This is a genomic window from Pedobacter sp. UYP1, assembly GCF_040547305.1.
Lineage (GTDB): Bacteria > Bacteroidota > Bacteroidia > Sphingobacteriales > Sphingobacteriaceae > Pedobacter.
In genome coordinates, this window is record NZ_JBEPPL010000007.1 from 66802 (window position 1) to 91285 (window position 24484).

The window sequence follows — 24484 nt, forward strand, 5'->3', positions numbered from 1 at the left end:
ACCACTAAATTAACCATCTATTCCGGCTAATTTTATTTTATTTATCACCCAGCCCATAAATCCAGGCTGTTTTTTAAGAAAAGCTATTAAATCTTTATCTGAATCAGTCAATGTTTTACCTGCTTCAAATACAGCTACGTTTTTCTCTGTAAATGAAAGCCATTCTTTGGCAAGGTTAATATTCAACAAGCTATTGACATCAATGATAATGATATCAAATTGTTTTTTAAGCACATCAAATCCAGCTCTCAGATTTCTTTCACTCTGGATTTCCAATAATGACCTGGTTTCATCTATCTTATTCAGACGGGTAATCATGTCATCAATCTGTATCTCTCTTTTAACCAAAAAGGTTTCAAAATTCTGACTGATCTGCAACTGTTTAGAATCTGACAATACAGGAGTTACCTGATCACCACCAATCAACAACACCTTTTTACCAGTCATTGCATAAGCATAAGCCAGGTTCGAAGCCAGGAATGTTTTTCCTTCCCCTACACCTAAACTTGTAATTCCCAGTACACGGCTATCTTCCTTCGCCATTTCATCACCAATCTCAAATCTTAATGATCTCAGTAAATCTTTATGGATCGTATAGTTATTATTCTTAGTATCATTCCAGATCGATTTGATATCTGTAACCTGCTCAGGGATATAATTCAGACTACCAAGTACGCGCATTTTAGTCGCTGCTTCCAACTGGTGAATCGTATTGATAGAATGGTCTGTTAAAAACAGCAATACTAAAAGAGAAAAACAAACTGCAAAAGTAGCAATACCCGATAAAGCGATATACACAATAGTTTTTGAAGCTTCGGCAGAACCAGGTAAACCAACTTGAGCAACCTGAAGTTTTAACCCTGTGTTTTGTTCTGTACGGCTTGTATTGGTACGTTCCAACGCTGCCATATAGTCTTTGGTCGCAATATCGGCATCACGCTCATAATTTTGTATCCCGGCATCAAAAGGAACCATCGTATTGTATTGTCCTTTCAATTTTGCCAGCTGTTTATCAATAGAGCTGATCGTATTTTTGATCTGTTCTGTTGAAATGTCCAGGTTATTTTTTTGCTGTATTAATCCTTGTTTTGCAATCTGCGGATCAACTACATTCTTATCAGAATTTCTTGCAGATTGTCTGGATATTAAAGTCTGCAAAGAATCTACTTTACGTTTATCAGACTGTCTGAAACTGTTATCTATATAACGGTCATTAGCAGCCTTTAATTCGCTTTTTAAATTCAGGATTGTATTGTTATCTTCTACTACAGTTCCACCCATGTACGGATCTCCTACCCCTCTGAGTTTACTGTTAATTGCAGAAAGTGCGCCCTGGTTTGCCTGAATATCACGGATCGCCTGTGCTTTCCTTTCCTCGTACTGAGAGATTTGTGAATAAACTGTAGCAGCCTGTTCATTCAGATTCAGTACGCCATTTTTCATTTTGAAGCCTTTTAAAGCTCCATTTTTAGCATTCATCTCTCTTTCCTTCTTTTTCAGTAAGGAATCAAGCACTGCTATAGAGTTATTCTGATTGTTATAAACATCAATACTATAATTACTGATAAATTCAGTAGCCAGTGTATTAACCAGGTAAGCAGATAATAGCGGATTCTCTGAAGTGAAATCGATATTTACAAAATCACTGTTATCAGGTCTGTAAATCATCATTTTTTTATTCAGCGCGGCCTCACCATATCCCATGGTCTGCAGGATATCATATAATTTGAACTTTCCTTTGTTATCATAAACGGTAACCGGGATCTTTTGCGTAAGTCTTTGCTTGTAAGTATCCAGTAATTCCAATTTCTGTGCAGCAGAAAGAGAATCCAGTTTAGGACTGTATTTTCTGAAAGTAGTTTTCGGATTTTCCAGGTCGTGAATGATCAGATTGTAAGAAAGAATACTCATAATCTTTCTCATTTTCATCTTCTCGATGATATTGCTGAACTGCTGACTTGTTTTAAAATAATCATTCTGTGTCTGCGAAGACAATTGCTTAGACTGATCTACCAGACCAGTAGAAATCTGAACCTGAGATTTATACTCTTTAGGAATATTTTTAGATAGAAAATAAGTGATAACAGCAGCGACTACAGGTACCAGTATCAGTATCCATATATATCTTTTGAGAAGCTTTAAAAATCTTTGAATGTCCATTTTCAGTAATAAACTTGAATTATTTTATTTAATGTCGGTAAGTTTGCTGCCAATTATCTCTTCCAATGCATCTTTAGCATTCAAAAAATTCACCTCAGTCTGTATTTTAGCAGAATTAGAATCTGACAATTGCACTCTGCTTCCATTATAAGCATCCAATGGAATCTCACCTTTTTCAAATCTGCGACGTTGATTTTCAGCTACCCCATTGTTATCCTGTGCAGTCTGAGTTTTAATTTTCAGCTCACTTAACATTTGAATATAGGTATAATATCTTTTTTTAACTTCATTTACTAACGCATAATCGTAATCAGCGGTTTGCAATTGAGCAACTTTATAGTCAGCTTTTGCACGTTTAACTAAAAACGGTTTCTGCAGGAAGGCACCCAGGTTTAAGCTGATACCATATTGAATACCATTTACAATATACGGATTTGCAGTCTCTCCAGGATTACTGATCGCTTGTTTATCACCCGGACGGTAAAAATAAGAAGCACTAAACATATCAAGGTAAGATATTTGAGCCACAGCTATACCCGTTTTAATTGCGTCTTCCTGTGCTTTAAGTATCTTACGTTTTGGATAGTTTTCTTTTGCAGCATGGATATATTTGTCCAGCATACCGTAATTGATGTCTCCGATAATCGAGTCCTGTGCAGATACGTGCAGGCATAGGAACGATAGTAAAAGAACTGTGAGAGCAGATACTTTTTTCATTTGATTATTATTTTAGTTGATTATTAATACGGTTGATTTATCTATTTATACTTTTTCTCTTTGAAACAAGGCAGGGAAGGTTCTCAGCATGATACTCATATCAAACCATACCGAATAATTCCTTGCATAAAAGTTATCCAGTTTTTTACGTTCTGTATCAGACATATCAGCTTTTCCTCTTTTGCTGATCTGCCATAGGCCAGTGAGACCTGAGGGGCCTAAAAACCGCATTGACCATTCATTCGAGGTTAACATCTCTGCCTCATATAAAGGCAAAGGTCTGTTCCCTACTAAAGACATATCCCCTTTCAGTACGTTCAATAACTGCGGAATCTCATCTATACTTGAACTTCTTAAGAAATTACCCAATTTAGTTACACGCGGGTCATTCTTAATTTTCACAAATGCATTGGTACCACTTCCATCATCAGCATACTGATTCAGCGCCGATAAATTTTTCAGTTCCTTATCTGCACCGGCTTTCATAGATCTGAATTTATAAAAGTCAAAGATCTTGTAACCTGTACCTACTCTTTTACTTTTATAAATCACAGGACCTTTGGAATCCAGTTTGATTAATAAAGCGACAAGCAGCAAAATCGGTGATAAAACCACCAATACTCCACCAGCAGCTACCACGTCAAAAATTCTTTTGGTAGTAGGTATTATATATTCTTTCTGTTTTTTAATTACGGAAAGCTGTTCAATGTTCGGCTTGATCAGTTTAAATTTGATTAAGAAATTCAACCTGTCTTTAAGGTCTTCCATTTGATAAGGAAGGAAATACAAATCGTGTATTTTAGCCTTGATTGCCCTGGCTCTTAACTTCACATCGTGCTGCTGTGCTAACAAGACAATGATCAATCCGCTGGTTAACGGATTATTCTTGATCTTTGCAATAATGGCAAAGACTGCTTCTTCTTCCTTTTCCCTGACCTCGATCATGATCACATCAGGTGTCGAGAACAACGATAAAGAACTTAAATATGCTTCTAGTTTAGAGGAATCATCCAGGCTGAAAACATTATACTCCTGCCCTAAAATTCCAGCCGATTCAGTTGAAAGTTCAGTACCGCAGTAAACTAATCTTATTCCTTTGTAATTATAATCCATTATTTCTTTAAATAGCAGTTGTTAATGTGGCTAAAACTCTGGCAATTTCCGTTTTTAAACTCTCCGGGTTAAATGGTTTTGGGAAATGTGCTTCTACTTTGAACGGCAAATTTGCAACAATTTTATCCAGATCTTCTGCTGCTGATAAAATTATAACAGGGATTTCCCGGTAATAACCACTGATCTTAATACTTTTCAGGAAAGAGGTACCATCGAAATGTGGCATGTGCAAATCCAGAATGATGATATCAGGAAAATTCCCTTCTTCCAACCATAAATGAGCCTTATATCCACTCTCCTTAGCGTGGACAGCGTATTGTTTTGACAGGATGAAGTTCAGTAATTTTAAGATACTTGGCTCATCGTCAACTATTAAAATTTGCTTTTTACCAAATGAGACATTTTCCATTTAAAGGGGAATTAAGATGTAGATTAATATTATTCAGAGATTTTTTATTTGACTAAATAACCGCGTTTTTGAATGTATCAAAAGCATTACAATTATTATGCAAGTTATACATCCTATCAACAATTACGAATTAAAATAAACATCAGTTTTATAATTTAATATGGATTGATAAAATAATTTCTAATTATCAATCCATATTGTATTTACATTCTATATTCCCAATATCTTGCCAAAATCAGCCACCAAATACAATTCATGATAGACTGTATTAAAAAAATCATAATTCAGGAATCAATCCCCCTTAATTTTTTTAACCTAAAGCCCGGATTATAAGCAATCAATCGATTCAACGCAATAAACAAATCCCAGTCATCCCCATTTGACAGGAACAATGTTTTATAAAGATCCCGCTTTTTTAATTTCCCCATTTCATCATAAAGATCCCGGGAGCACAATAATTAGGGGAATTATCTCAACTAACTGTAAAATTTATACCCCCGGTGCTCAAAATAGGGGAATTTCCAGGAATTAAAGCGTGCTGAATCTCAAAACAATATCTATTAATCTGATTTGTTAGCACATAATTTGCAGTTAATAAATAGATTACAAATAATTAACTTAATGATTACCCTGTTTTTATGAAATATATCTTTTTAAGCCTGGTTCTGTTCAGTACAATTTCTTTGACAGCTTCAGCACAAGACACTACCAGCGTAACAACTTCAGCAGTGCCTGCAAATGTTGCAGAAACAACGGTTCCAAAACCTGTAGTTAAACTGATCAAAACACCAGCTGCACTGGGCATCTCACCAAAAACACAAAAAAGGATTGCGGCTATTGCTAACCCGCCGATCAACCTTGCGCTTTTCGCAGTGGACAGACGGGATAAAAGCCAGGAAGGAAATTCTGATGTAATCATGATTATTACGATTGACCAGGTAACCAAAAAAATTAAAATGTCTTCTATCCTGCGGGACACTTATGTAAATATAGAAGGCAAGGGAATGGATAAAATCAATGCTGCATTTGCTATAGGAGGACCTCAGCTAGCTATTAAGACAATTAATCAGAATTTTGATATGGACATCCAGGATTATATCAATGTTGATTTTTTCGGAACGGCCAAAATGATTGATGCACTCGGTGGCGTAGAGATCAATGTTAAACCTGAAGAAATCCCTTACCTGAACAATTATCTGAAAGAGATTTCTATTATTGAGAATATCCCTCCGGTAAATGTCACCAATGCCGGTATTCAAGTATTAAATGGCAGACAAACCGTAGCCTATACCAGGATCAGAGCAGTTGGCCGCGGTGATTATGAAAGAACCGAAAGACAAAGAACAGTCCTGGTCGCGCTGTTTAACAAGATGAAAGGTGCAGGCCCGGCATTATATCCGGTATTTATGAATCAGATTTTACCAAATATGGAAACCAGTCTTTCAGGTATGAACCTATTGAAGATAGGCGGAGATATTCTGAATTCAAAAAGCAAAACTATTGAGCAAGCAAGATTTCCGCTGGATTCTTCGAGTAAAGGTATAAGAGTCAACAATATCTGGTACTTATCAGCCGACTTGAAAATTACGACAGCTGCCATTCATAATTTCATTTACAAGGGCGTTAGCCCCGCACGTTAATTCACTACTAATTAACACATTAAATAAAACAAATCAGCTTAACTTATTAAGCCAAGCAGTAATTCCGGCTCGTTAGTGGTGATAAAATCGATCTTGTTTTCCAATAAGGTTAGCATATCTTTTTTATCATTAACAGTCCACGCGTTGATTGTCATTCCCAGACTGTGGGCACGGTTAAACCAATCCCCGGCCTGGTAAATATTGAAGTCATAATCGGCTTGCTGGATATGATCTTTTTTTAAGGTTTCAACAGGAAGTTCATCATTGATTTCGGCCAGAAATGCAGTCTTTGCAGCTGGATGATGTTGTAATATCCGCAACAGTGCTTCATAGCTAAAACTAATGTATTCTACCCACGCTCCTGCCTGCATATTTTGCACCATTCCGAACACGGCATCAGTCAGTGCCAAAGTACGGGGAAGGTTCGCAGCAACTTTAATTTCCAGGATCAATTTCGTCTGATCTTGTTTCATACCTTCCTTCAGGTACGCTTCCAGAGTTGGAAGGTATTCCCCATTGTGTAGCGTTTTTTGCCTCAACTCTGCATAAGTGGAAGTTGCAATAGGGATCCCCTGAAAATCTTCGTCATGATTTACGACAATTAAATTATCTTTAGTGAGATGTACATCGAATTCAGATCCGTAACATTTTAACCTGATTGCCTCTTTTAAGGAAGCAACTGAATTCTCAGGCAGGTTATTCTTTTTAAAAGCACCCCGATGGGCAATTACTTTATTGTTGTTCCAGTTCATTGCGGGATCAGGCTCTTGTTCCCAAATAAAATTTATCCCGGTATTCGCTTGGTGTCATCCCTACTGTTTTTCTGAATACTTTTCTAAAAGCTTTAGGATCATTATATCCTGATTTATAAATTACTTCCGTCATCTGTTCAACGGTTTGCTCTAAAAGTTTTTTTGCGGCTTCAATACGGATCTGCTGCAAATATTCAATTAACGTAATTCCGGTAACCTGTTTAAAGCGCCTTACTATATTTCTCCTGCTTGCAGGGATATCTTTAATCATTTCTTCAATAGTCCCGGTATTATGATAAGCCATTTCTATTTTCTGCTGGGCCATGGCAACCAGATCGTCATTGTGTTTTCTGGAAATCTGAAAAGTATTGAAATAAGATTGTGTATGTCTGTCCATATCTATGGCAAATAGCTTTGCAATTTTAATGGCGATTGAGTTCCCGCAATGTATTTGTAACAGGTGCAACATCAGATGGAAACTGGAAGTTGCACCACCGCTTGTATATAACCTGCCGTCCTGGGTAACTGTTTTATCTGCCTGAAGGCTCACCTCAGGAAATGCGGCAGCAAAATCTGCACAAGCATCTACATGTGTCGTTGCAATCTTTCCATTGAGCAATCCTGTTGCGCCTAACAAGAAAGCACCAGTACAAAAACTGGCCAGCTCCGCCCCTGCTGCATATTGCTGATTTAACCAGGTAACTGCCGGATAGTTTTCAGCAATGGCATGCTGGATATCTTCATTGATAAAAGAAGGTATCAAAATCAGGTCTTGTTTGGGTGAGTTTTGAATAGCTATCGGCTCATAACCATAAAAATAGGTACCCGGATTACTCAACAAACTGTCGTCACTACAAAACAAATCAATTTGGAAAGGAGCAGGATGACCATCCTGAATATAAAGCTTATTGACTGTTTCAAAGACATCCAGTATAGCTGCTACGCTTAATAATCTGTATTGATTCGTTAGGAGAAGACCAAGTTTTATCATTTGATTATTTTTTTAATACCTAAATATAACATATAAAACCCAAATTCATTCATCCGCTTTCACTAAGGTTTGTTTGTTTTTCTTGTATACTGGAGAAGGTTATTACATTTGCAGAAGAAAAAATAAAAAATACTATGATAGCCCACCACGTTTTATTCTGGTTAAAAGCCGATACCACAGCAGATCAAAAAAATGCATTCAAAAAAGGTCTTGAATCTTTAGAAAAGATAGAAACCGTAACAAAAATTCATATTGGGGTTCCTGCATCTATTGACCGCGCAGTTGTGGATACAACTTATACCTTCTCAGAGATTGTATTCTTTGAAGACCTTGCTGGTCATGATGTTTACCAGGCTCACCCTATTCATATAGCCTTTTTAGATGAGTTCAGAGGCTTCTTCGAAAAGGTGATCATTTACGACGCTATCTAAGCATCAGTGAATTGCTTCTTCTTTAAAGATGCAAACGAGATATTTTCAACATACGCCTGCAAAATGATTCTCAGCTCAGGAGAATCATTTTGCAAGGTTACGCCGTTCTTTCTATGTTAAGTCTACAATAGGTCACTATTCAACGGGCAAATTAGTTTCATTCAGCACTGTCTTTCTCCAAAACGGATAATATATTACCGGATGGATCTTTAAACCAGGCTATTTTAGGACCACCGCCATGGAACACTCCCTGATCATCAGTTTCAAAGTCTTTTTCTTTGTAGATGATAAATCTGACTCCTTTTTTACGCAACTCATTCATCGCTTCCTGCAGGTTTTGAACGGGAAAATTAAGAACCGTAAAAGTTGCAGGGACATGATTAGGTTTGGCATAAACAAATACAGTTCCACCACCTGCAATATGCAGCACTAACTGTCCCATGGTCTGGGAAATCTCTAGTCCCAATATCTCCTTATAAAATTTCATCGCTTCGGATATCTCCTTTACAGAGAAACCACTGAATGCCTTAACATCTTTAAACATTGCCATAAGCTTAAGATTAAATTTATTGATAATTCATTAGTCTAAGATGAACATATTAACTGGATTATGCCGGGGTTGAACAGGGCAATTTAGGGGGGCGGCTGCGACATATTTAGTCCATTGCCTGCAAGTGAAGAAATGTGGTAAAGCAAAAGCAGTGCAGTCTATCGTTAAGTCAAATGGATCTATTACAACACAGGAAGAGAACAGGTAGAATAGTGTGTTAAACGACTTTAAAATGTTGTTACAATGAGGTTGGAATGACTGTGGTCATTTCAACAGGCTTTCAGACCTGCTTTCAACACGTATTCTATAAGCGAAAGCCATATTTTTTTTTATAGCCGGTTCCAGGCTTTGTAAGTCATAAAAATAAGAGTTCAGCAAAATGTTCAGTAAAGAATGACCTGATTGTTTTTTGTCTTGACAGCGCAGCCTGTATTCCGGCTGATTGCGGCCAGAACGGCTTCCAGAGATACATTTTTAATAGTCCCGGTCAACAGCCTGTTTTTTAAGCCTTTTCTACCAATGATAATATGACTGTTGTAGACTTCATTTAAAACTTCCACCATTTTCCATAATGGCACACCGTCAGCATTAAATCCGCCAGTCCGGTAATAAGTATACAGTTGATCAGTATTGTTTACTTTTATCAATTGAGATGAATTTTGTTTGATCAATACTTTCTCTCCGGCATTAAGCGTGTTCATTTGACCACCTTTGTTCACCTGAACTGTTCCTTTTTCAACAATGATCTCTATACTGCCTTTTCTGTTTTTCACATTAAAAGAAGCTCCGGCCACTTTGATCGTGGTACTGCTGATATGCATAACAAATGATTTTTCCTGTACTGGTGCAACCGTGAAGAAAGCCTCTCCTTTTGTTAACCATACCTGACGCTGCCCACCTCTGAATTTTTCGGGGTAACGCAATAAGCTGTGTTTATTCAGTACAATGACCGATCCATCAGTTAATGTATCTGCCTGCACTGTTCCTTTAGTCAGAAAAAGAAGTTCCTGTGTAGAAAACTGGCTGGAATACAACCATGCACCTGCGCCAAAGAACAGAAATACAGCTACTATTTTTAACCAGAACTGATAGCCCAAAAGGAACATTTTCTTCCTTTGCTGCAGCTCTTCTATTTCAAGTTTCAATTGATGTGAGGAAACCTGTGCCTCCCCTTCCCCTTCATCTTTCATATTTATAGCTGTAGGATTACTTGATACATATAGCCCACCAAAATTGATTGGTGATCAAACCTGCGATTTTTGCTAAGATAAAAGAATGAAGCTAAAATTCCGATGCTATTCCTCTGATAAATGATGATAGATGTTATTCAATTGATGGGTATGCCGCTGACTGTGGTAATTCACAAAATAAATAGCCTCAAACCGGGTTAAAAAACCATAACCGGGCAACTCAAAAGTCAGACATATTTTATCAAGTTCCATAGTTTCTATCAAATGCATCAAACTGCTTTTTATATTTTCCAATGTCCCCAGTTGCCTTTGTTTACTATAATCAATAGGCAACGGTAAGATAAAATCGGGAGATTTCATTTTAGTCTCAAAATTCAGGAAATCAGCCCTGATCTGTCCAACCTGCTGGTCTGGTTCCCGGTCGGCATCTTTGACAGGACCCTGCATAACTTCTATGAATCCTGTATTGGCCAGAATAAGATGTTGCGCCACTTGTCCCGCAGTCCAGCTCCCAGTAAAAGGAGTCTCATTTAACTGTTGCTCTTCGAACGAAGAGACGGCCTGTAATAGCGTAGTAAACGTACGGTCAGTGTCTAACAGAATTGTTTCCATAACTTATGCTTTAAATCCAGACTAAGATAAATAGATAATATGTATACTCTTGCTTGCCTAAAAAGTCAATTTCAGGGGGCATTTCAGACAAATACTACTTAATTGCATATCAATATCAGCTATAGTTATTCTTTTTATGCAATCTTTACAGCTGGAACCTCTTTTTATCAAAATGGATATAATTAAAAAGATCAATGAGATAGCTGTGAATTATTTTGAGGATAACAACTCAAAATTCGCAGCTGCCTTGGGAACAAACGAAGCTAACATCAGGAACTACAGGAGTAAAATCGTTCCTAAGGTAGATTTCATTGTGAAGTTATGCAATGATCTTGACATTAGTTTCGAATGGATGTTTAATGATTCGGGAGAAATGAAAAAGGTTAAAAAGGAGGCCGGTGTTTCTTTAGCCTATCCAATCTCTACTGGAAAAAATCCAGCAACAGCAGGAACATATCAACCCACAACAGCAGCAACTTATCCACCCACAACAGCAGCAACTTATCCACCTACAACAACAGCAACTTATCCACCCACCACAGGAATCAGTACCAATCTGCAACACCAACAGGGAATCCCGCTTTATGAAATGAACCCCGCAGGAAATTTGCTTGATTTTTTTAATCAGCCACCAAATATCATCGACCATATCTATATCCCCAAACTTCCAAAAAGTGATGGTGCACTTTATATTCTTGGAGAAAGCATGTACCCTGTTCTGAAAAGCGGCGATATTGTCATTTATAAAAGGGTAAATAACCTGAACGAAGGAATCTATTATGGTGAGATGTATTTGTTATCAATTAATATTGACGGAGATGACGCAACTATATTAAGATATGTCAATCATTCAGAAAAAGGAGAAGATTATATCAAACTAATCAGCCATAACAGCACACATGCTCCAAAAGACATCAGAATGGAATATGTTAAGGCAATGGCACTTATCAAAGCAAGTATCCGGATTAATACCATGATGTAATCATCAGTACTCTTACATGCTGCCCCAAGGCCAATGGCAGATTTGGTAATGTATCATAATTATGATACATTACTATGATTCATACTATTTTAATGAGACCAGCAGAAGACTTAATTTTGTCTTAGAAATTAAAAGATCTGCAAAATGGAAAATCAAAAAATATTTGTGATCAACGGAGGACAAGTTTTCGGACACTCCGGAGGTCGTTTTAACAACACAATTTTCAATGCGACATTAAACTTCTTTAAAAGTCAGCCTGGATTTGAAGTCAGGTCAACCGATATCAATGATGAATATGATCCAGCACAGGAAGTAGAAAACTATGTATGGGCCGATGTAGTCATTTACCATACGCCTATCTGGTGGTTTCAGGTACCCCATGGCTTAAAAAAATATATTGACGTTGTATTTACTGAAGGTCACCAGAAAGGGATTTACAGAAGTGACGGCCGCTCTTCGGCCAATCCAAACATTAATTATGGGACTGGTGGTTCTTTACATGGCAAAAAATACATGGTAACCTCTTCGTGGAATGCGCCAGCTACTGCTTTCACTTTGCCTGGCGAGTTTTTCGATCAGCGCAGTGTAGATAATGGCGTATTGTTTGGTTTTCACCGGATGAATGCTTTTACAGGCATGCAGCCATTAGCCGGTATCCATTTTCACGATGTAGAGAAGAATGCTGATATTATCAATGATATGAAATTATATCAGGAACATTTAACCAATACCTTCATTAATCAAAAACAAGAACATGAGTGTTTATCTAACAGCAATAATTAAAAGTACAACAGGAAACGCTGAGCAATTAAAAGCGATTTTAAAAACTTTGGTTTCAGGATCAAAAAATGAAGCTGCTTGTCTGCAGTATGATCTGCATCAGTCTGAAGAAGATCCGAATTTGTTTATTTTCCATGAAGAATGGGCAAGTCAGGAAGAATTGGATTTACACAATGTAACTCCTCATATTAAAAAATTCGCAGCAGATGCTGCACCAATATTAGATGGCGCACCCATCTTACACATCACTAAAAGAGTAGCTTAAACCCTGCTCCGACCAGTGATCATATTATATAATTATGGAATACAGAAAATTAGGAAATACAGAATTAAACTTATCAACAATTACCCACGGTGCTTTTGCGATTGGCGGAACCATGTGGGGTGGAAATGAAAAACAAGATTCAATTGATGCAATTCATGCTTCACTTGACCATGGAGTGACCAGTATCGACACGGCACCATTCTACGGGTTCGGGTTAAGCGAAGAGCTGATTGGTGAGGCCATCAAAGGAAGAGACCGCTCAAAAATCCAGTTGCTGAATAAATTCGGATTGGTTTGGGATGGTAGCAACAATGGCAAAGGAGAATTCTTTTTCGATGCAGGAGCAGATGGTAAAAGTATACCCGTTTATAAATATGCTTCCAAAAGTAATATCATTAAAGAAGTAGAGGAAGGTTTAAAACGTTTGGGTACTGATTACATCGACCTTTTACAGTTACACTGGCCCGATGCAACTACCCCGATTGATGAAACTATGGAAGCGCTTAATCAATTGATAGCACAAGGTAAAATCAGAGCAGCTGGTGTAAGTAATTACAGTCTTGATCAGTTAAAGGAAGCACAAAAAACTATCAGCCTTGCCTCAAACCAGGTTTCTTACAGTATGCTGAACAGAACAATTGAAAAAGAAATTGTTCCTTATACTGTAGAAAACAATATCGGTGTCATTGTATACAGCCCGCTGGAAAGAGGTTTGCTGACTGGTAAATATTTCAAAGATGCCAAACTGAAATCAAATGATCACCGTAACGGTTATTTTGGTCAGTTTGATCCTGAAAAAGTAAAAGCGCTTCTGCAAACCATTGCGCCTATTGCAGCTGGCAAAAATGCAACAGTTGCACAAGTAGTATTAAGATGGACTACCCTGCAGCCGGGCGTGAGCATTGTACTTGCAGGTTCAAGAAATGCTGCCCAGGCGATTGACAACGCAAGAACAATGGATATCACCTTAAATACTGATGAATTAAACAGCATTAATAAAGCAATTGAATTAGTCGGATAATACAAAAATATCTTCATCAGAAGCCGGTTCGAATGTTTATAAAAAGACAGGAACCGGCTTCTTTCGTTTGACTGATTATTATTTATATTTAAAGAAAACCTCTAATCAGACAATTATGAAGAATTTAAGCTTTATTTTCTCTTTTGTAGTGCTGTTATTGATTACCAGTGCTGCATCAGCTCAAAAAAACGACACCTACTTCGTAGGACAATGGAATATCTTAATTAAAGGACTTCCCAATGGTAATACCGATGTTTTGGTAAAGTTTGAGTTGAAAGATAGTCAGCTGGCTGGCAGTATCACGAGTATAGCAGATAAAAAAGAAATGCCTTTTAAAACGGTCACCTTAAAAGATTCTACGGTTACGGTTACATTTGACCATAGCAGCGGTCAGGTAGAAATGAACCTGCTCAAAAAAGATGACGATCATATAGTTGGTAACATCAACAATCAATTCGACCTTAGCGGCGTCAGAAAAAAAGAAGATTAAATTAAATGAGCTTATTAAAAGATATATATTCCGTTTCCTTTTACAATAAATTAGCCGACAGCCTGATTCAGCTAAATCCTGAATTCAATAAAAAAAGATTTATTGAACTGATCAATGTGGAAGGTTTTTCCGCTATGGAACTTAAGCAGCGCATGCACCATACCACATTGGTTATTCATCAATTCCTGCCTTCAGGGTATCCCGAAGCAATCCAGCATTTATCCTCTCTGATTGCTCACCTTAAAAAGCAGCAAACAGGAGAACAAATGCTGGCTTATATATTTTTGCCGGACTATATTGAAACGTACGGGCTGGAAGATTATGACACTTCTATTCCAGCTATCGAATCAGTTACACAGTTCATCAGTTGTGAGTTTGCAGTCAGACCATTTCTGGCTAAATATGGTCTGCAGATGATGCAACAAATGGAAAAATGGTCTTTACATGAAAACCATCATGTCAGACGGCTGGCCAGTGAAGGCAGCAGATCAAGATTACCCTGGGCAATGGCTGTACCCGGATTAAAAAAAGATCCGTTTATGATCCTCCCTATTCTGGAAAATCTAAAAAATGATCCATCAGAATACGTGCGCAGAAGTGTAGCTAATAGCCTGAATGACATTTCTAAAGATTATCCAGAAATTGTGATCGCTATTGCAGCCCGCTGGAAAGGACTGAGTAAAGAAACGGATGCAATCATTAAGCACGGTTGCCGCGGTTTATTGAAACAAGGCCATACCAAAATATTAGCACATTATGGATTGGAGAGTACCGCTATCGAATTAGTGAATTTTGAAATATTGACCGCAGTTGTACTGATTGGTGAAAGCCTTGAATTTACGATCTCTGTCAAGAACACAGCTACTGTTCAGCAGAAAATCCGCCTGGAATATGCAGTTTACTATAAAAGATTGAATGGGACTTCCTCTAAAAAGGTTTTCAAAATCAGTGAGCGTGAATTTCTGCCTGCAGAAATTGCTGTGATCAGCAGAAAACAAAGTTTTAAAATTATTACGACCAGAAAGTTTTATCCCGGTGCACAGCAGTTAGCTATTATTCTTAATGGCCGGGAAAGTGAACTAAAAGATTTTGAATTGAATTAGTTTTTATGGCACCTATTCACCAGGAAAAGCATCTGAAAAGTTCGGCGTTCATCTCTGATATTGTGATTGGGATGAGTGATGGTTTAACGGTGCCTTTTGCTTTAGCAGCGGGTTTAAGTGGCGCAGTGCAAAACAATGCAATCATCATTACCGCAGGGCTGGCCGAAATCGTTGCAGGTTGTATTGCCATGGGCCTTGGTGGGTATCTGGCTGGAAAAACAGAACAGGAACATTATGAGAGTGAAAAACTAAGAGAATATAACGAAGTTGAAAACTTCAGGGAACAGGAAATACAGGAAGTGAAAGAGATTTTTGCAGCATATGGTATTGACGAGCAAGGGCAAACGATCCTGGCCAATCAGTTAGCAAAGGATAAAACCAAATGGGTAGACTTCATGATGAAGTTTGAACTGGGTTTGGAAGAGCCAGATAGTAACAGGGCCAGAAACAGCGCCCTCACTATTGGCATTGCTTATTGCATAGGCGGATTATTACCGCTTTCCGCCTATTTTTTAACCTCAACACCTCATGATGGTTTGCTGCTTTCTGCAGTGATTACCACCTTTTGTTTATTCATTTTTGGTTACTTTAAAAGTAAAGTTACTGGTCAGCCACCATTAAAAGGTGCGATCAAAGTAACCGCAATCGGCCTTATTGCTGCTGCTGCTGCATTTAGCATCGCTAAACTAATATCTTAAGATTAAAAGACTTAAAATCAGTTGATTGATACAAACAAAAATTACACTAAATTGTTTTAGCTTAGAGTCATACCTCAGCCAGCAACCAAATCATAAACCTAATGATCAACTATGAAAACAAGACCTTTTATCCAACTTTACAAGGGGATTTTTATCCTTGTCATCTCAATTATTGCTTTCGGCTCCTGTAAAAAAATCACAGACGGCGCTGGTACATCAGGCGGTACACCGTCAGATGCAGATTATCTTAAAAACTTATTAGCCTATAAAAAAAGTGCACATCAACTATATCTGGGTTACCTGGTGGCTGATGGCAATGACCCAGCAGCTGCTTCTTCTATGTTAAATGTCCCAGATAGCGTAGATATTGTTGTCGCATTTGCCGGATGGGATAAAGATGCCTCACATTGGACTACTGTACAGGCAAAAGGGACAAAAATACTGACCTGTACTTTCCCTGGAAATGATGCCTATTATGATGGATCGGTGAAAGATACCACGACAACTCAAAAAACGACTTTATCAGCAAACAGTACTTATGATCACTGGGCCAAGGCCATGCATGACAAATTTATTAAAGGCATGGGATGGGACGGAATTGATGTCGACATTGAAACAGGTACTTTTGGTGGCGATGCACCAGCGAGTAATGCTAAAGCAGTATTAACTTCTGTAGCCAAATATTTTGGCCCTAATGCACAGGCTGGTAATCTGACTAAAGCGGGTGTAAAACCAATTTTTATTTATGATACTGACGTGGATGTTGCAGGTGGTAGTCTTGGATACAATACAATTTACACACCTTTCAAGAGCAACTATACCTATGTAAACTTTCAGTCTTATGTTGGTGGTAGCCGCCGCTGGAGCGGAAGCAAAACTTCAGATCTGACACCGTTGCTGACTGCATTTGATAAAACAAAACTGATTGTACTGACTAACGGGGATGAATTTAAATACCCAAATGGTACAGAAGACACTCCGGGTGGCGATGCCAAAGCAACGAAATGGCTGCTGGATATTGCTAACTGGACTAAAACAAACGGAACTGCCGGTGTAGGTACTTACCGCATGAGCAGAGATTACAACCATACCCCTGTTTTTAGCAGCACCCGTCAGGCGATTCAAATTATGAACCCGCATTTATAATAAAGAAATAATAGTCAAGGTTGCAGTCTGAGGTAAGAAATTCAATTAAAGGCAGGAAGATATAATGGCCACATCTTGCCTGCCTTTAACTTATTTATTCAATCTGCTAATTGGATTATACTGAAGAAACTCTGTTTCCGGTGCCAGGTAACCTGCTTTAACAGGCTCTTCTTTCATCAGATCTGTACTCAGATATTTTTTATTACTATCAGAAAATATAGTAACTACACAGCTATCCAGCCCTAATTCCTGTTGCAATCTGATTGCCCCGATCACATTTGCACCCGAAGAAATCCCTACGGCCAGCCCCAACTGACTGGCTAATTTTTGTGCCATTAAGATTGCGTCTCCATCATTTGCCTGTATAACCCGATCCAGTTCATCCAGTTTTACAATTGCAGGAATAAATTCATCAGAAATCCCCTGTATTCTATGACTCCCTACTTTGTAACCTGTGGTGAGTGTCGGAGATTCTGCGGGTTCAAGCGGATGGATTTTAATAGCCTTGTTTTTTTGCTTTAAATACTGTCCAACTCCCATAATAGTCCCCCCTGTCCCTACCCCTGCCACAAAAGCATCGGGTATTAAATTATTTAAGCTCAGCTGTTCCCAGATTTCGGCACCTGTAGTTTCCTCATGTGCTTTTGGATTATCTGTATTCTCAAATTGACGAGGCAAAAAAGTGTGGTCATTTGTTAAAGCCATAGTTTCAGCCAATTTGATACTGCCCAAAAATCCGCCTTCTTCTTTACTGACCAGTACCACTTCTGCACCCAGACTTTTGATAATATCAATCCGTTCTTTACTAAGCCATCCGGGCATAATGATTTTAACAGGATGTCCCATTGCTTTACCAATCGCAGCAAAAGCAATCCCGGTATTGCCACTGGTTGCTTCAATGATTTCATCACCGGGTTTGATCATGCCATTTTTGTAAGCATTATATAAAGTAAATAAGGCAATCCTGTCCTTGATACTTCCAGTCAGGTTATAGTGTTCACATTTCACATATAATTTCCCTGGTTTCCCTTGAAAAGTATAGTGTAATTCCAGCATCGGTGTATTCCCTACCAAGTGCCATAAATGCGCAAACTTACTTTCCAGCGCCGCTGTTAAACCATTTACTTTGCTTGTATTTACTGACATAACTTGGTTAAGATTATCTGATATTTCAGTAAAATTCAGTCATACCAACTTTAATAACAAGACATTTAAAAAAATCCGTAAATTTTATGGATAATAGAGAATAAAGTTTATATTTTTACGGATAAGCACTTTGATTCAGCACATTAACCGGTATTTTTTCACTCCTGATTTATAGCCAAAAATGCAAACAGATTTAGACCCGACAGACCTGGAAATTTTAAGGATTTTACAGCAGGATGCTACGCTGACTAATAAAGAGATCGCTTTTAAGTTGCACAAGTCCATTGCAACCGTACATGACAGAATAAAAAAGCTCAAAGAAAAAGGATATATCAAAAGAGTAGTAGCGATTCTGGACCGGCAAAAGATCAATAAAAGCCTGATTGCCTTTTCCCAGGTTTTACTGAAAGAACATACTGCGGAGTCTTTAGGTGAATTTGAGCAGGAAGTTGCGAAATTCAGCGAAGTAATGGAGTGCTTTCAAATGACCGGAGCCTTTGATTTTATCCTTCGCATTGCTACAAGTGATATGGATACTTATCATTTATTTTTAAGGAATAAACTAGCAAAACTATCAAATATCAGCACTGTTCAGAGCTTTTTCGTCCTCTCTGAGACTAAAAGTGAAACAGCCTATCCTTTGTAATTAAAATCTTATTCTTTAATCAACTGCTGCTGATCAACACGGTCTTCCACAGCATAAGGTAAATGATGTTTCTTTAATTTTCTGATCGGCAGGTAAGTAAAAAGAACAGAGAATACCGCTGCTGTTAATCCTAAGAGAACGGCCAGCACAGCTCCGTTATAATTATAAAGCTCAGGGAAGCCAAAATGCAGCACAAGCATCACTGCAAAAACAAAGGATACAGTACAAAAACCGTTAATACCTGCCATCTGAAAGATGAACTTAACTTTCTTGAAGCCTTCTGGCAAGATAATTTCTGAATGTCCTTTCTCTGAAAGTGTAATCGTCTTTTTCAGAATATCAAAAGTGATGATGAAGGGCAGAAAAAAGGCCATCGGCAAAATAAACCGGGCCAGGTTCTGCGCTCCATCAAATAAGTGGACAGCATTCAGGTCTGTAAAACTAAAATATGGAATGATCGTATTAAAAAACACATTCGGAATAATATAGTACAGTAAATTTTTACGCAAAAAACGCTTTAGCGTGACTTCATTTTTTTTTGTATCAGGTACAGACATATCAGGCAACGGATAATTGTTTTAAATCTTCAAATAACAGATTCATGGTGGCTGTTTTAACGAGCAGTGCTTCTTGTTCAGTCAAAAAAGTATCATTGGACATCAGTGTAAAATCCATTTTGTTTTTGAAAGTACTCGCAATCATCGTATTCGGATTCCTCCATGGAAAAGCCACTGTAGGGCTATGGATAGCCAGTACTTCAAAATTCTGATAGTTTTCTGCAATCCTGAGCCTGCCCATATTGGAAAGCGTGACATCATGTGTTCCATCTGTGGCTTTTAAAAACCTGACCATCCGGCTCACAATCGCATGAAAATACTCGCTCATCCAAAGCATTTCCGCAACTTTCAAAGCTTCTACTTTAGTATTCAGATCTGCTTTCAGCATTCTTGCTTTGCTCCAGAAATCTACCTCCGCATTCTTGTCGATCTCTAATTCGACAATAGGTGCAAAAGCAAACATAGTGTCATTTTTGATTTCAGGAATAAACTGCCTGATGTCTACCGGGCAGATTACTTTCCCATGTGCTTTTATACCTCTTACCTGCTCAAAGGCTTTCATGACTGCAATACACAAAGCTGCATGAACCGTAGTCCCCGCAGCTTTACTGCGTTCAACCAATTCAACAGTCTCCTGCTGATCCAGTCTCCAATGCAGCACGTAATTATTTCCGGCTGCAACTTTACGCTGAGTTGGCTTAAAATAGAAAAAGGCTTTACCCAGTAAAGAAAACAAGCGCGCCTTAAAAACCTTCGCCGGTGAAACCGAAAAAGAAGAAGACAAAAGCTCTTTTACGGATTGGAAAGAAGCATAGGGTTTAAGCTCCATACTGGGTTCATCCAGCAGAAATAATAATTCCTGCATCAACGTGACCAGCGTAGTCCCATCACAAATGCAGTGTGGCAGCACTAACAAAATATCCGAAACTTCCGCTGATTTTAACCAGACGACTCTGGCTAATGGCTCATTTTCACCATCAAATAATTTGTCCCATTCTGCTTTGGATTCATTGAGCCAGTCCTGTTCCCCTTTACGCTCAACAACCCTTATCGGGATTACTTTAAGCTGTTCATTCAAAATAAAATATGGGCCACCGACTTGTTGATCATCGATTTGCATCCTTAATAAAGGATGCTTATGTTGTATTTTATCAAGGGCTGCACGCAAATTTTCCGGCTCAATAGGCCCACGGATCTTTACTGTAAAAATGCAATTAACAGGGGTAAGTGCATCCACGTACATCACTCTTTCTCCAATGATCAATTTTCTTTTCATTTGTTATGCTGGTTGAAGCTGTGTTTTTAATTGTTCTTTGAGGATCGACATGATCCTTGTTTGTATAGCCTGACCTTCTGTATAAGGAATATATCCTTCACTGGCGACGAAGCAAAAGTCCATTTGCCCGCGGCAGGTAGATGTTAAGAGTGACGTTGTATTACCCAGAGGACCGATTGCAGTCGGTGCGTACATGGTTTCTATTTCAAATGTTTTATACTGATAAGGCATAGTTATCCTGCCCATATTAGAGAACATACAATCGTTACTTGATTTGCTGTGTTTTAAAAAGCGACTGAATTTATGGAGTACGGGATGTGCTTTTTCCAGTACCATCAGCATCAGGTATGGATCAATTTTTTTGAGCTTTTGCTTAATATCCTGATGTATAGCCCTCAGATTGCTCATAAAATCAAGCTCCGGATAAGAGCTGACAACGAACATAGAGCCAAAAGCAAAAATATTGTCCTTTTTTATATGCTGATTAATATTACGCAGATCAACTGGGCAGGAAATCTTATTATGTGATTTTTCTTTTCTTACCTCTTTAAAAGTCTGTAACAGCACTGCACATAAAAGCGTATTGACCGTTACCTTAGCACGTTTACAGAAACCGGAAAGTTGTGAGGTCATCTCTTCATCCATTTTCCAGTGAATCAAGTAATCCTTTTTTCTTTCTACAGCTTTTCTTCCCGCCGGCATCAGCCTTAAAGCTAGTACGGCAATATTACCGATCAGGTTCACTTTTATCTTTTCCTTTCTATTCTCCATAATCTCAGGCGGCACAATGTCCGCAAGTCCTTTAATGGGGTTTTCCTGACCAATATCGGCATCTCTATTATCTATTAATTCGAATAATGCAGTCAGAATAGTCATTATTGATCCGCCATCAATCAAACAGTGATGAAAGACCGTAAGCAGCTCAGAAACTCCATCTCCTTTTAACCATGACACGCGTAACATCGGTTCCAGTTCTGTTCTAAACGGAGTTTGCCATTGCCTGACTGTCTCCGCTTCCCAGTCATGATCACTGTACCTGGAAAGGATTTCTACTGGAATTTTAACTGGCTGTTCATTAGCTGTCGCAAAGTATGGGCGGTTATTTTTATCATAGGTAATTACTGCATTCAGCAAAGGATGTTTCTGTTGCAGTCTTAACAGTGCATAATGCAGGCTCGCAGCAGAAAATTCTCCGCGGATTTTAATTGGGAACACTCCGTTAAAAGGAGTTTTTCCATCACCAAGCATTAACCTTTCACCAAAAAGTAGTTTTCTTTTCATCTAATTTTATTTACTGTTCTTTTGTTAGATGAGTCTTTGATGATCAAAATATTTATTGCCCTGTGTGCCTAATACTTACTTTAACCATGTCGGGTTCATCGGCGCTTAATTATTCTTTTCGACTAATTGTTCCGCTTCAGCGAAATCTTCCAGCAACTGTACTGCTTTGTCATTCCCACCTGAAGCAATAAACGTTTCTTTTATTTTTAAAGCTGCGTTCCGGTATTGCGGATTTTCCAGCAATTCGAAAACAGCAATTTTCAAATCAGCAATTTTTAATCTTTTGTAACGGATACTAATTCCGCAGCCTGCATTCACAATAAGTTTAGCCGTATGAAAATGATCATAAGCAATAGGTGTGATCAGCATGGGTAAACCATTAATAAAAGTATCGTTGACGGTGTTGAAACCACCATGACAGATCACCGCATCCATATGCGGCATCAGTTCGGTTTGCGGAACAAAGCTGTTGACAATAAAATTATCAGGCCATACCTCGAAAATATCCGGATTCGTAGCTGCAATGATTGTGACTGGCTGATCTGCAAAAGCATCAATCAGTTTTTGGAAAAATGCAGCTCTGATATCTACTAATAAAGTTCCCAGGGACACGAATACCTTAGGTGTTTTTGCGGCTGCAAGTCTTTCCCAGTCAAAAGCAGCATGATTTGGCCTGCCTTTTACCGGGCCGACAAATTTCATATGCGGCGGGGTTTCTGTAAATCCTGCAAATGTCTGAGAGGTAAAAACAAGATTGAGTTTATGAGAATGAATAAAAATATCATCCCCATAGATACCGAGTTCTTCTTGCAGGCCTTTGATCAGCTGTTGTTGCCATTCAAATATTTTAGGGGCACTGGTCTGCGTATCTCCGATCACATCTGGTGGCACTGGTGTAGTGGTCACTGATGGAATACCTTTGATATGGGCACATAAAGCTCCTGCAAAAGTAATACAGTCATTTACAATTACGTCTGGTTTCCACTCGTCTACGAAATTCCCCAGACCTTTCATCATAATCTTTGCAAATGGAACATAAGTTTCTTCCAGTGCCAGTTTCATGACCTCCGGGCCAGAACAAGCTGGGCCATCATCCTGGCGCTTTAATATCCGGTCAATTTCTTCCTGATGCTCTGCAAGGTCTGCTTCAGGGTAAATAAAAGCTCCGCCTTCAGGGATATGTTTTGCAGCAAGTGGTGTAATTCCTATCCATTTCACTTCATGCCCGCGGGCAATTAAACTGGACCCTATGCTAAGGGTTGGGCTGATATGGCCAAAAAAAGGGGGTACGACAAATAAAAATCTAGACATAATTCCTGTTTTAATTATTTAATAAAAACAAAGGTTCATTGACACTAAACTGCTCTAGTAAAGTAGCGGCAGCTTCAGTACCACCAGCAGCTATAAATGAAGCTTTAATTTCTGCTGCTGCAGTTTTGAATGCTGCATCCTGCAATATTTGCTGAACAGTTTCCTGAAGATGTCTGGCTTTGAAACGGTTGAAATTCAAACGTAAACCTGCACCAACACGCACTACTCTTCCTGCCACGTGTGACTGGTCGTAGGCAATTGGAATAACAACCATCGGTAAACCATTCATCAGGGTTTCACAGACCGTATTGTGTCCGCCGTGGCAAACTACAGCATCCAGATGCGGCAGTAATTCCAGTTGCGGAACCATCCGCTGTACGATAAAGTTCTCCGGCCACAGGTCAAAAAGTGAGGGATCGGAAACGACCACTACGGTCACATCCTCAGTTTCAAAAGCTTCAATGACCTTCGCAAAAAAGTTCTTTTTATGCTCATGGTCAAAGGTGGTTCCGATACTGACTAATATTTTAGGCCTGTTATTTTTCTGCAATAAGTCCCAGTCAAAATAGGCATGGACGGGCTTGCGGTTAATGACCGGGCCCACGAAATGATAAGAGGCTGGTAATTCCAGTTCTCCAAAAAATTCTTTAGAAGTTAAAACCATCGTCAGAATACCTGAACAGGCTATAGAAGTAGATTTATCTATGCCCAGTTCTTTTTGCAAAGCCACAATCTGGTTTACTTCCCATTCATGAACTTTAGGCAGTTCGTCCATGATCTTGATGGCAGCGGGAGCGGTAACTGAGGTTGCATAAGGGATTTTGTGGTTTACTGCCGCAATAGCACCAGCAAACATCTGGTGATCGGTAATAACCAGGTCTGGTTTATATTTTTCCAGCCAGCTCACTATACCTTCATAGCTATGCCGGTTTAATGGAATTAATACTTCTTCGTATAAAAATTTGATACTATCAATTCCATAAACAATCTTTTTAGTGATTATATCAAGATACTTTTCGCTGTCCTGTTTCTCCTGATCACTTTCGTTATATTTAATCAATAATAACTCCCCTCTTTCAGGTAATTTTAAAGCCAGATCAGGGTCCAGTGTAATCCAGCCAACCTGATGTCCGCGTTGCAGTAAAACAGCTCCCATACTTAAAGTGGGATTGATATGGCCAGTTAACGGAGGAACAATAAATACAAATTTTGCCATA

The 24484-nt window shown here is 38.6% G+C and carries 26 protein-coding genes; 11 read left to right on the plus strand and 15 right to left on the minus strand.

Annotated features, from left to right (window positions below; all coding sequences use genetic code 11):
• Positions 1 to 9: 9 nt before the first annotated feature.
• The 4 genes from ABIB30_RS15250 to ABIB30_RS15265 are packed head-to-tail and all read right to left on the minus strand — an operon-like array spanning position 10 to position 4399.
• Entirely contained in the window at positions 10 to 2160 is a 2151-nt protein-coding gene (locus tag ABIB30_RS15250; RefSeq protein WP_354303432.1) for an exopolysaccharide transport family protein, read from the minus strand.
• A gap of 24 nt (positions 2161 to 2184) precedes the next feature.
• Positions 2185 to 2877, minus strand: a complete 693-nt coding sequence (locus ABIB30_RS15255; RefSeq protein WP_354303433.1) for a TolC family protein — start codon at positions 2875 to 2877, stop codon at positions 2185 to 2187.
• A 45-nt stretch (positions 2878 to 2922) separates the two neighbouring features.
• The gene (locus ABIB30_RS15260; RefSeq protein WP_354303435.1) at positions 2923 to 3990 is read right to left on the minus strand and encodes a sugar transferase; all 1068 of its coding nucleotides are present in this window, start codon (positions 3988 to 3990) and stop codon (positions 2923 to 2925) included.
• Between the two features lie 7 nt (positions 3991 to 3997).
• On the minus strand, positions 3998 to 4399 hold the full coding sequence (locus ABIB30_RS15265) for a response regulator (RefSeq protein WP_111635962.1): 402 nt from the start codon (positions 4397 to 4399) through the stop codon (positions 3998 to 4000).
• 638 nt (positions 4400 to 5037) lie between these two features.
• Here ABIB30_RS15265 and ABIB30_RS15270 point away from each other — a divergent pair.
• Positions 5038 to 6039, plus strand: a complete 1002-nt coding sequence (locus ABIB30_RS15270; RefSeq protein WP_354303437.1) for an LCP family protein — start codon at positions 5038 to 5040, stop codon at positions 6037 to 6039.
• Positions 6040 to 6077: 38 nt separating this feature from the next.
• Here ABIB30_RS15270 and ABIB30_RS15275 read toward each other — a convergent pair whose 3' ends face one another.
• Positions 6078 to 6791 carry a glycerophosphodiester phosphodiesterase gene (locus tag ABIB30_RS15275; protein WP_354303439.1) on the minus strand — a complete coding sequence of 238 codons (714 nt, stop codon included), beginning with the start codon at positions 6789 to 6791 and terminating at the stop codon, positions 6078 to 6080.
• A gap of 7 nt (positions 6792 to 6798) precedes the next feature.
• Complete coding sequence (locus ABIB30_RS15280) at positions 6799 to 7782, minus strand: GlxA family transcriptional regulator (protein ID WP_354303440.1); 984 nt, start codon at positions 7780 to 7782, stop codon at positions 6799 to 6801.
• Positions 7783 to 7916: 134 nt separating this feature from the next.
• On the opposite strand from ABIB30_RS15280, the gene ABIB30_RS15285 reads away from it, so the two are divergent.
• The gene (locus tag ABIB30_RS15285; protein WP_354303442.1) at positions 7917 to 8213 is read left to right on the plus strand and encodes a Dabb family protein; all 297 of its coding nucleotides are present in this window, start codon (positions 7917 to 7919) and stop codon (positions 8211 to 8213) included.
• Positions 8214 to 8370: 157 nt separating this feature from the next.
• On the opposite strand, the gene ABIB30_RS15290 is transcribed toward ABIB30_RS15285, so the two are convergent.
• The 3 genes from ABIB30_RS15290 to ABIB30_RS15300 all read right to left on the minus strand — a co-directional run bounded on the left by ABIB30_RS15290 (position 8371) and on the right by ABIB30_RS15300 (position 10565).
• Entirely contained in the window at positions 8371 to 8763 is a 393-nt protein-coding gene (locus tag ABIB30_RS15290; protein WP_354303443.1) for a VOC family protein, read from the minus strand.
• Positions 8764 to 9146: 383 nt separating this feature from the next.
• On the minus strand, positions 9147 to 9953 hold the full coding sequence (locus tag ABIB30_RS15295; RefSeq protein ID WP_354303445.1) for a FecR family protein: 807 nt from the start codon (positions 9951 to 9953) through the stop codon (positions 9147 to 9149).
• A 105-nt stretch (positions 9954 to 10058) separates the two neighbouring features.
• Complete coding sequence (locus ABIB30_RS15300) at positions 10059 to 10565, minus strand: DinB family protein (protein ID WP_354303447.1); 507 nt, start codon at positions 10563 to 10565, stop codon at positions 10059 to 10061.
• 172 nt (positions 10566 to 10737) lie between these two features.
• On the opposite strand from ABIB30_RS15300, the gene ABIB30_RS15305 reads away from it, so the two are divergent.
• The 8 genes from ABIB30_RS15305 to ABIB30_RS15340 all read left to right on the plus strand — a co-directional run bounded on the left by ABIB30_RS15305 (position 10738) and on the right by ABIB30_RS15340 (position 17050).
• Positions 10738 to 11547 (plus strand): S24 family peptidase, encoded by an 810-nt coding sequence (locus tag ABIB30_RS15305; RefSeq protein WP_354303449.1) that lies wholly within the window; start codon positions 10738 to 10740, stop codon positions 11545 to 11547.
• A gap of 144 nt (positions 11548 to 11691) precedes the next feature.
• Positions 11692 to 12330, plus strand: coding sequence for an NAD(P)H-dependent oxidoreductase (locus ABIB30_RS15310; RefSeq protein WP_354303451.1), 639 nt, complete (start codon positions 11692 to 11694; stop codon positions 12328 to 12330).
• Positions 12302 to 12592 (plus strand): putative quinol monooxygenase, encoded by a 291-nt coding sequence (locus ABIB30_RS15315; protein ID WP_354303453.1) that lies wholly within the window; start codon positions 12302 to 12304, stop codon positions 12590 to 12592. The genes ABIB30_RS15310 and ABIB30_RS15315 overlap by 29 nt, the downstream gene beginning before the upstream one ends.
• Positions 12593 to 12626: 34 nt before the next feature.
• The gene (locus ABIB30_RS15320) at positions 12627 to 13613 is read left to right on the plus strand and encodes an aldo/keto reductase (protein WP_354303455.1); all 987 of its coding nucleotides are present in this window, start codon (positions 12627 to 12629) and stop codon (positions 13611 to 13613) included.
• Positions 13614 to 13728: 115 nt separating this feature from the next.
• Positions 13729 to 14103 (plus strand): hypothetical protein, encoded by a 375-nt coding sequence (locus ABIB30_RS15325; protein ID WP_354303457.1) that lies wholly within the window; start codon positions 13729 to 13731, stop codon positions 14101 to 14103.
• Between the two features lie 5 nt (positions 14104 to 14108).
• Complete coding sequence (locus ABIB30_RS15330; RefSeq protein ID WP_354303459.1) at positions 14109 to 15206, plus strand: DNA alkylation repair protein; 1098 nt, start codon at positions 14109 to 14111, stop codon at positions 15204 to 15206.
• A gap of 5 nt (positions 15207 to 15211) precedes the next feature.
• Positions 15212 to 15904, plus strand: coding sequence for a VIT1/CCC1 transporter family protein (locus ABIB30_RS15335; RefSeq protein WP_354303461.1), 693 nt, complete (start codon positions 15212 to 15214; stop codon positions 15902 to 15904).
• Between the two features lie 111 nt (positions 15905 to 16015).
• Entirely contained in the window at positions 16016 to 17050 is a 1035-nt protein-coding gene (locus ABIB30_RS15340; RefSeq protein WP_354303462.1) for a glycoside hydrolase family 18, read from the plus strand.
• Positions 17051 to 17140: 90 nt separating this feature from the next.
• Here the strand turns inward: ABIB30_RS15340 and ABIB30_RS15345 are convergent, their stop codons facing one another.
• Positions 17141 to 18196 (minus strand): PLP-dependent cysteine synthase family protein, encoded by a 1056-nt coding sequence (locus tag ABIB30_RS15345; RefSeq protein ID WP_354303464.1) that lies wholly within the window; start codon positions 18194 to 18196, stop codon positions 17141 to 17143.
• A gap of 181 nt (positions 18197 to 18377) precedes the next feature.
• Here ABIB30_RS15345 and ABIB30_RS15350 point away from each other — a divergent pair, with 181 nt between their 5' ends.
• The gene (locus tag ABIB30_RS15350) at positions 18378 to 18842 is read left to right on the plus strand and encodes an Lrp/AsnC family transcriptional regulator (protein ID WP_354303466.1); all 465 of its coding nucleotides are present in this window, start codon (positions 18378 to 18380) and stop codon (positions 18840 to 18842) included.
• 8 nt (positions 18843 to 18850) lie between these two features.
• Here ABIB30_RS15350 and ABIB30_RS15355 read toward each other — a convergent pair whose 3' ends face one another.
• The 5 genes from ABIB30_RS15355 to ABIB30_RS15375 form a co-directional block, all read right to left on the minus strand.
• Positions 18851 to 19351, minus strand: a complete 501-nt coding sequence (locus tag ABIB30_RS15355; RefSeq protein ID WP_354303468.1) for a hypothetical protein — start codon at positions 19349 to 19351, stop codon at positions 18851 to 18853.
• A 49-nt stretch (positions 19352 to 19400) separates the two neighbouring features.
• Positions 19401 to 20675, minus strand: coding sequence for a condensation domain-containing protein (locus ABIB30_RS15360; RefSeq protein WP_354303470.1), 1275 nt, complete (start codon positions 20673 to 20675; stop codon positions 19401 to 19403).
• A gap of 3 nt (positions 20676 to 20678) precedes the next feature.
• Complete coding sequence (locus ABIB30_RS15365) at positions 20679 to 21956, minus strand: condensation domain-containing protein (protein WP_354303472.1); 1278 nt, start codon at positions 21954 to 21956, stop codon at positions 20679 to 20681.
• A 105-nt stretch (positions 21957 to 22061) separates the two neighbouring features.
• Complete coding sequence (locus tag ABIB30_RS15370; RefSeq protein ID WP_354303474.1) at positions 22062 to 23267, minus strand: glycosyltransferase; 1206 nt, start codon at positions 23265 to 23267, stop codon at positions 22062 to 22064.
• Between the two features lie 10 nt (positions 23268 to 23277).
• A complete protein-coding gene (locus tag ABIB30_RS15375; protein WP_354303476.1) occupies positions 23278 to 24483 on the minus strand; it encodes a glycosyltransferase in 1206 nt (401 codons plus the stop codon).
• Between the last annotated feature and the right edge of the window lies 1 nt (position 24484).

Excerpts from the sequence above, each read along its gene's own strand:
- ABIB30_RS15305 (WP_354303449.1), top strand. The coding sequence starts at position 10,738 with ATGGATATAATTAAAAAGATCAATGAGATAGCTGTGAATTATTTTGAG.
- ABIB30_RS15320 (WP_354303455.1), top strand. The coding sequence starts at position 12,627 with ATGGAATACAGAAAATTAGGAAATACAGAATTAAACTTATCAACAATT.
- ABIB30_RS15310 (WP_354303451.1), top strand. The coding sequence starts at position 11,692 with ATGGAAAATCAAAAAATATTTGTGATCAACGGAGGACAAGTTTTCGGA.
- ABIB30_RS15300 (WP_354303447.1), bottom strand. The coding sequence starts at position 10,565 with ATGGAAACAATTCTGTTAGACACTGACCGTACGTTTACTACGCTATTA.
- ABIB30_RS15345 (WP_354303464.1), bottom strand. The coding sequence starts at position 18,196 with ATGTCAGTAAATACAAGCAAAGTAAATGGTTTAACAGCGGCGCTGGAA.
- ABIB30_RS15370 (WP_354303474.1), bottom strand. The coding sequence starts at position 23,267 with ATGTCTAGATTTTTATTTGTCGTACCCCCTTTTTTTGGCCATATCAGC.
- ABIB30_RS15270 (WP_354303437.1), top strand. The coding sequence starts at position 5,038 with ATGAAATATATCTTTTTAAGCCTGGTTCTGTTCAGTACAATTTCTTTG.
- ABIB30_RS15340 (WP_354303462.1), top strand. The coding sequence starts at position 16,016 with ATGAAAACAAGACCTTTTATCCAACTTTACAAGGGGATTTTTATCCTT.
- ABIB30_RS15365 (WP_354303472.1), bottom strand. The coding sequence starts at position 21,956 with ATGAAAAGAAAACTACTTTTTGGTGAAAGGTTAATGCTTGGTGATGGA.
- ABIB30_RS15375 (WP_354303476.1), bottom strand. The coding sequence starts at position 24,483 with ATGGCAAAATTTGTATTTATTGTTCCTCCGTTAACTGGCCATATCAAT.
- ABIB30_RS15330 (WP_354303459.1), top strand. The coding sequence starts at position 14,109 with ATGAGCTTATTAAAAGATATATATTCCGTTTCCTTTTACAATAAATTA.
- ABIB30_RS15290 (WP_354303443.1), bottom strand. The coding sequence starts at position 8,763 with ATGGCAATGTTTAAAGATGTTAAGGCATTCAGTGGTTTCTCTGTAAAG.
- ABIB30_RS15325 (WP_354303457.1), top strand. The coding sequence starts at position 13,729 with ATGAAGAATTTAAGCTTTATTTTCTCTTTTGTAGTGCTGTTATTGATT.
- ABIB30_RS15335 (WP_354303461.1), top strand. The coding sequence starts at position 15,212 with ATGGCACCTATTCACCAGGAAAAGCATCTGAAAAGTTCGGCGTTCATC.
- ABIB30_RS15250 (WP_354303432.1), bottom strand. The coding sequence starts at position 2,160 with ATGGACATTCAAAGATTTTTAAAGCTTCTCAAAAGATATATATGGATA.
- ABIB30_RS15350 (WP_354303466.1), top strand. The coding sequence starts at position 18,378 with ATGCAAACAGATTTAGACCCGACAGACCTGGAAATTTTAAGGATTTTA.
- ABIB30_RS15260 (WP_354303435.1), bottom strand. The coding sequence starts at position 3,990 with ATGGATTATAATTACAAAGGAATAAGATTAGTTTACTGCGGTACTGAA.
- ABIB30_RS15265 (WP_111635962.1), bottom strand. The coding sequence starts at position 4,399 with ATGGAAAATGTCTCATTTGGTAAAAAGCAAATTTTAATAGTTGACGAT.
- ABIB30_RS15280 (WP_354303440.1), bottom strand. The coding sequence starts at position 7,782 with ATGATAAAACTTGGTCTTCTCCTAACGAATCAATACAGATTATTAAGC.
- ABIB30_RS15275 (WP_354303439.1), bottom strand. The coding sequence starts at position 6,791 with ATGAACTGGAACAACAATAAAGTAATTGCCCATCGGGGTGCTTTTAAA.
- ABIB30_RS15285 (WP_354303442.1), top strand. The coding sequence starts at position 7,917 with ATGATAGCCCACCACGTTTTATTCTGGTTAAAAGCCGATACCACAGCA.
- ABIB30_RS15255 (WP_354303433.1), bottom strand. The coding sequence starts at position 2,877 with ATGAAAAAAGTATCTGCTCTCACAGTTCTTTTACTATCGTTCCTATGC.
- ABIB30_RS15315 (WP_354303453.1), top strand. The coding sequence starts at position 12,302 with ATGAGTGTTTATCTAACAGCAATAATTAAAAGTACAACAGGAAACGCT.
- ABIB30_RS15360 (WP_354303470.1), bottom strand. The coding sequence starts at position 20,675 with ATGAAAAGAAAATTGATCATTGGAGAAAGAGTGATGTACGTGGATGCA.
- ABIB30_RS15295 (WP_354303445.1), bottom strand. The coding sequence starts at position 9,953 with ATGAAAGATGAAGGGGAAGGGGAGGCACAGGTTTCCTCACATCAATTG.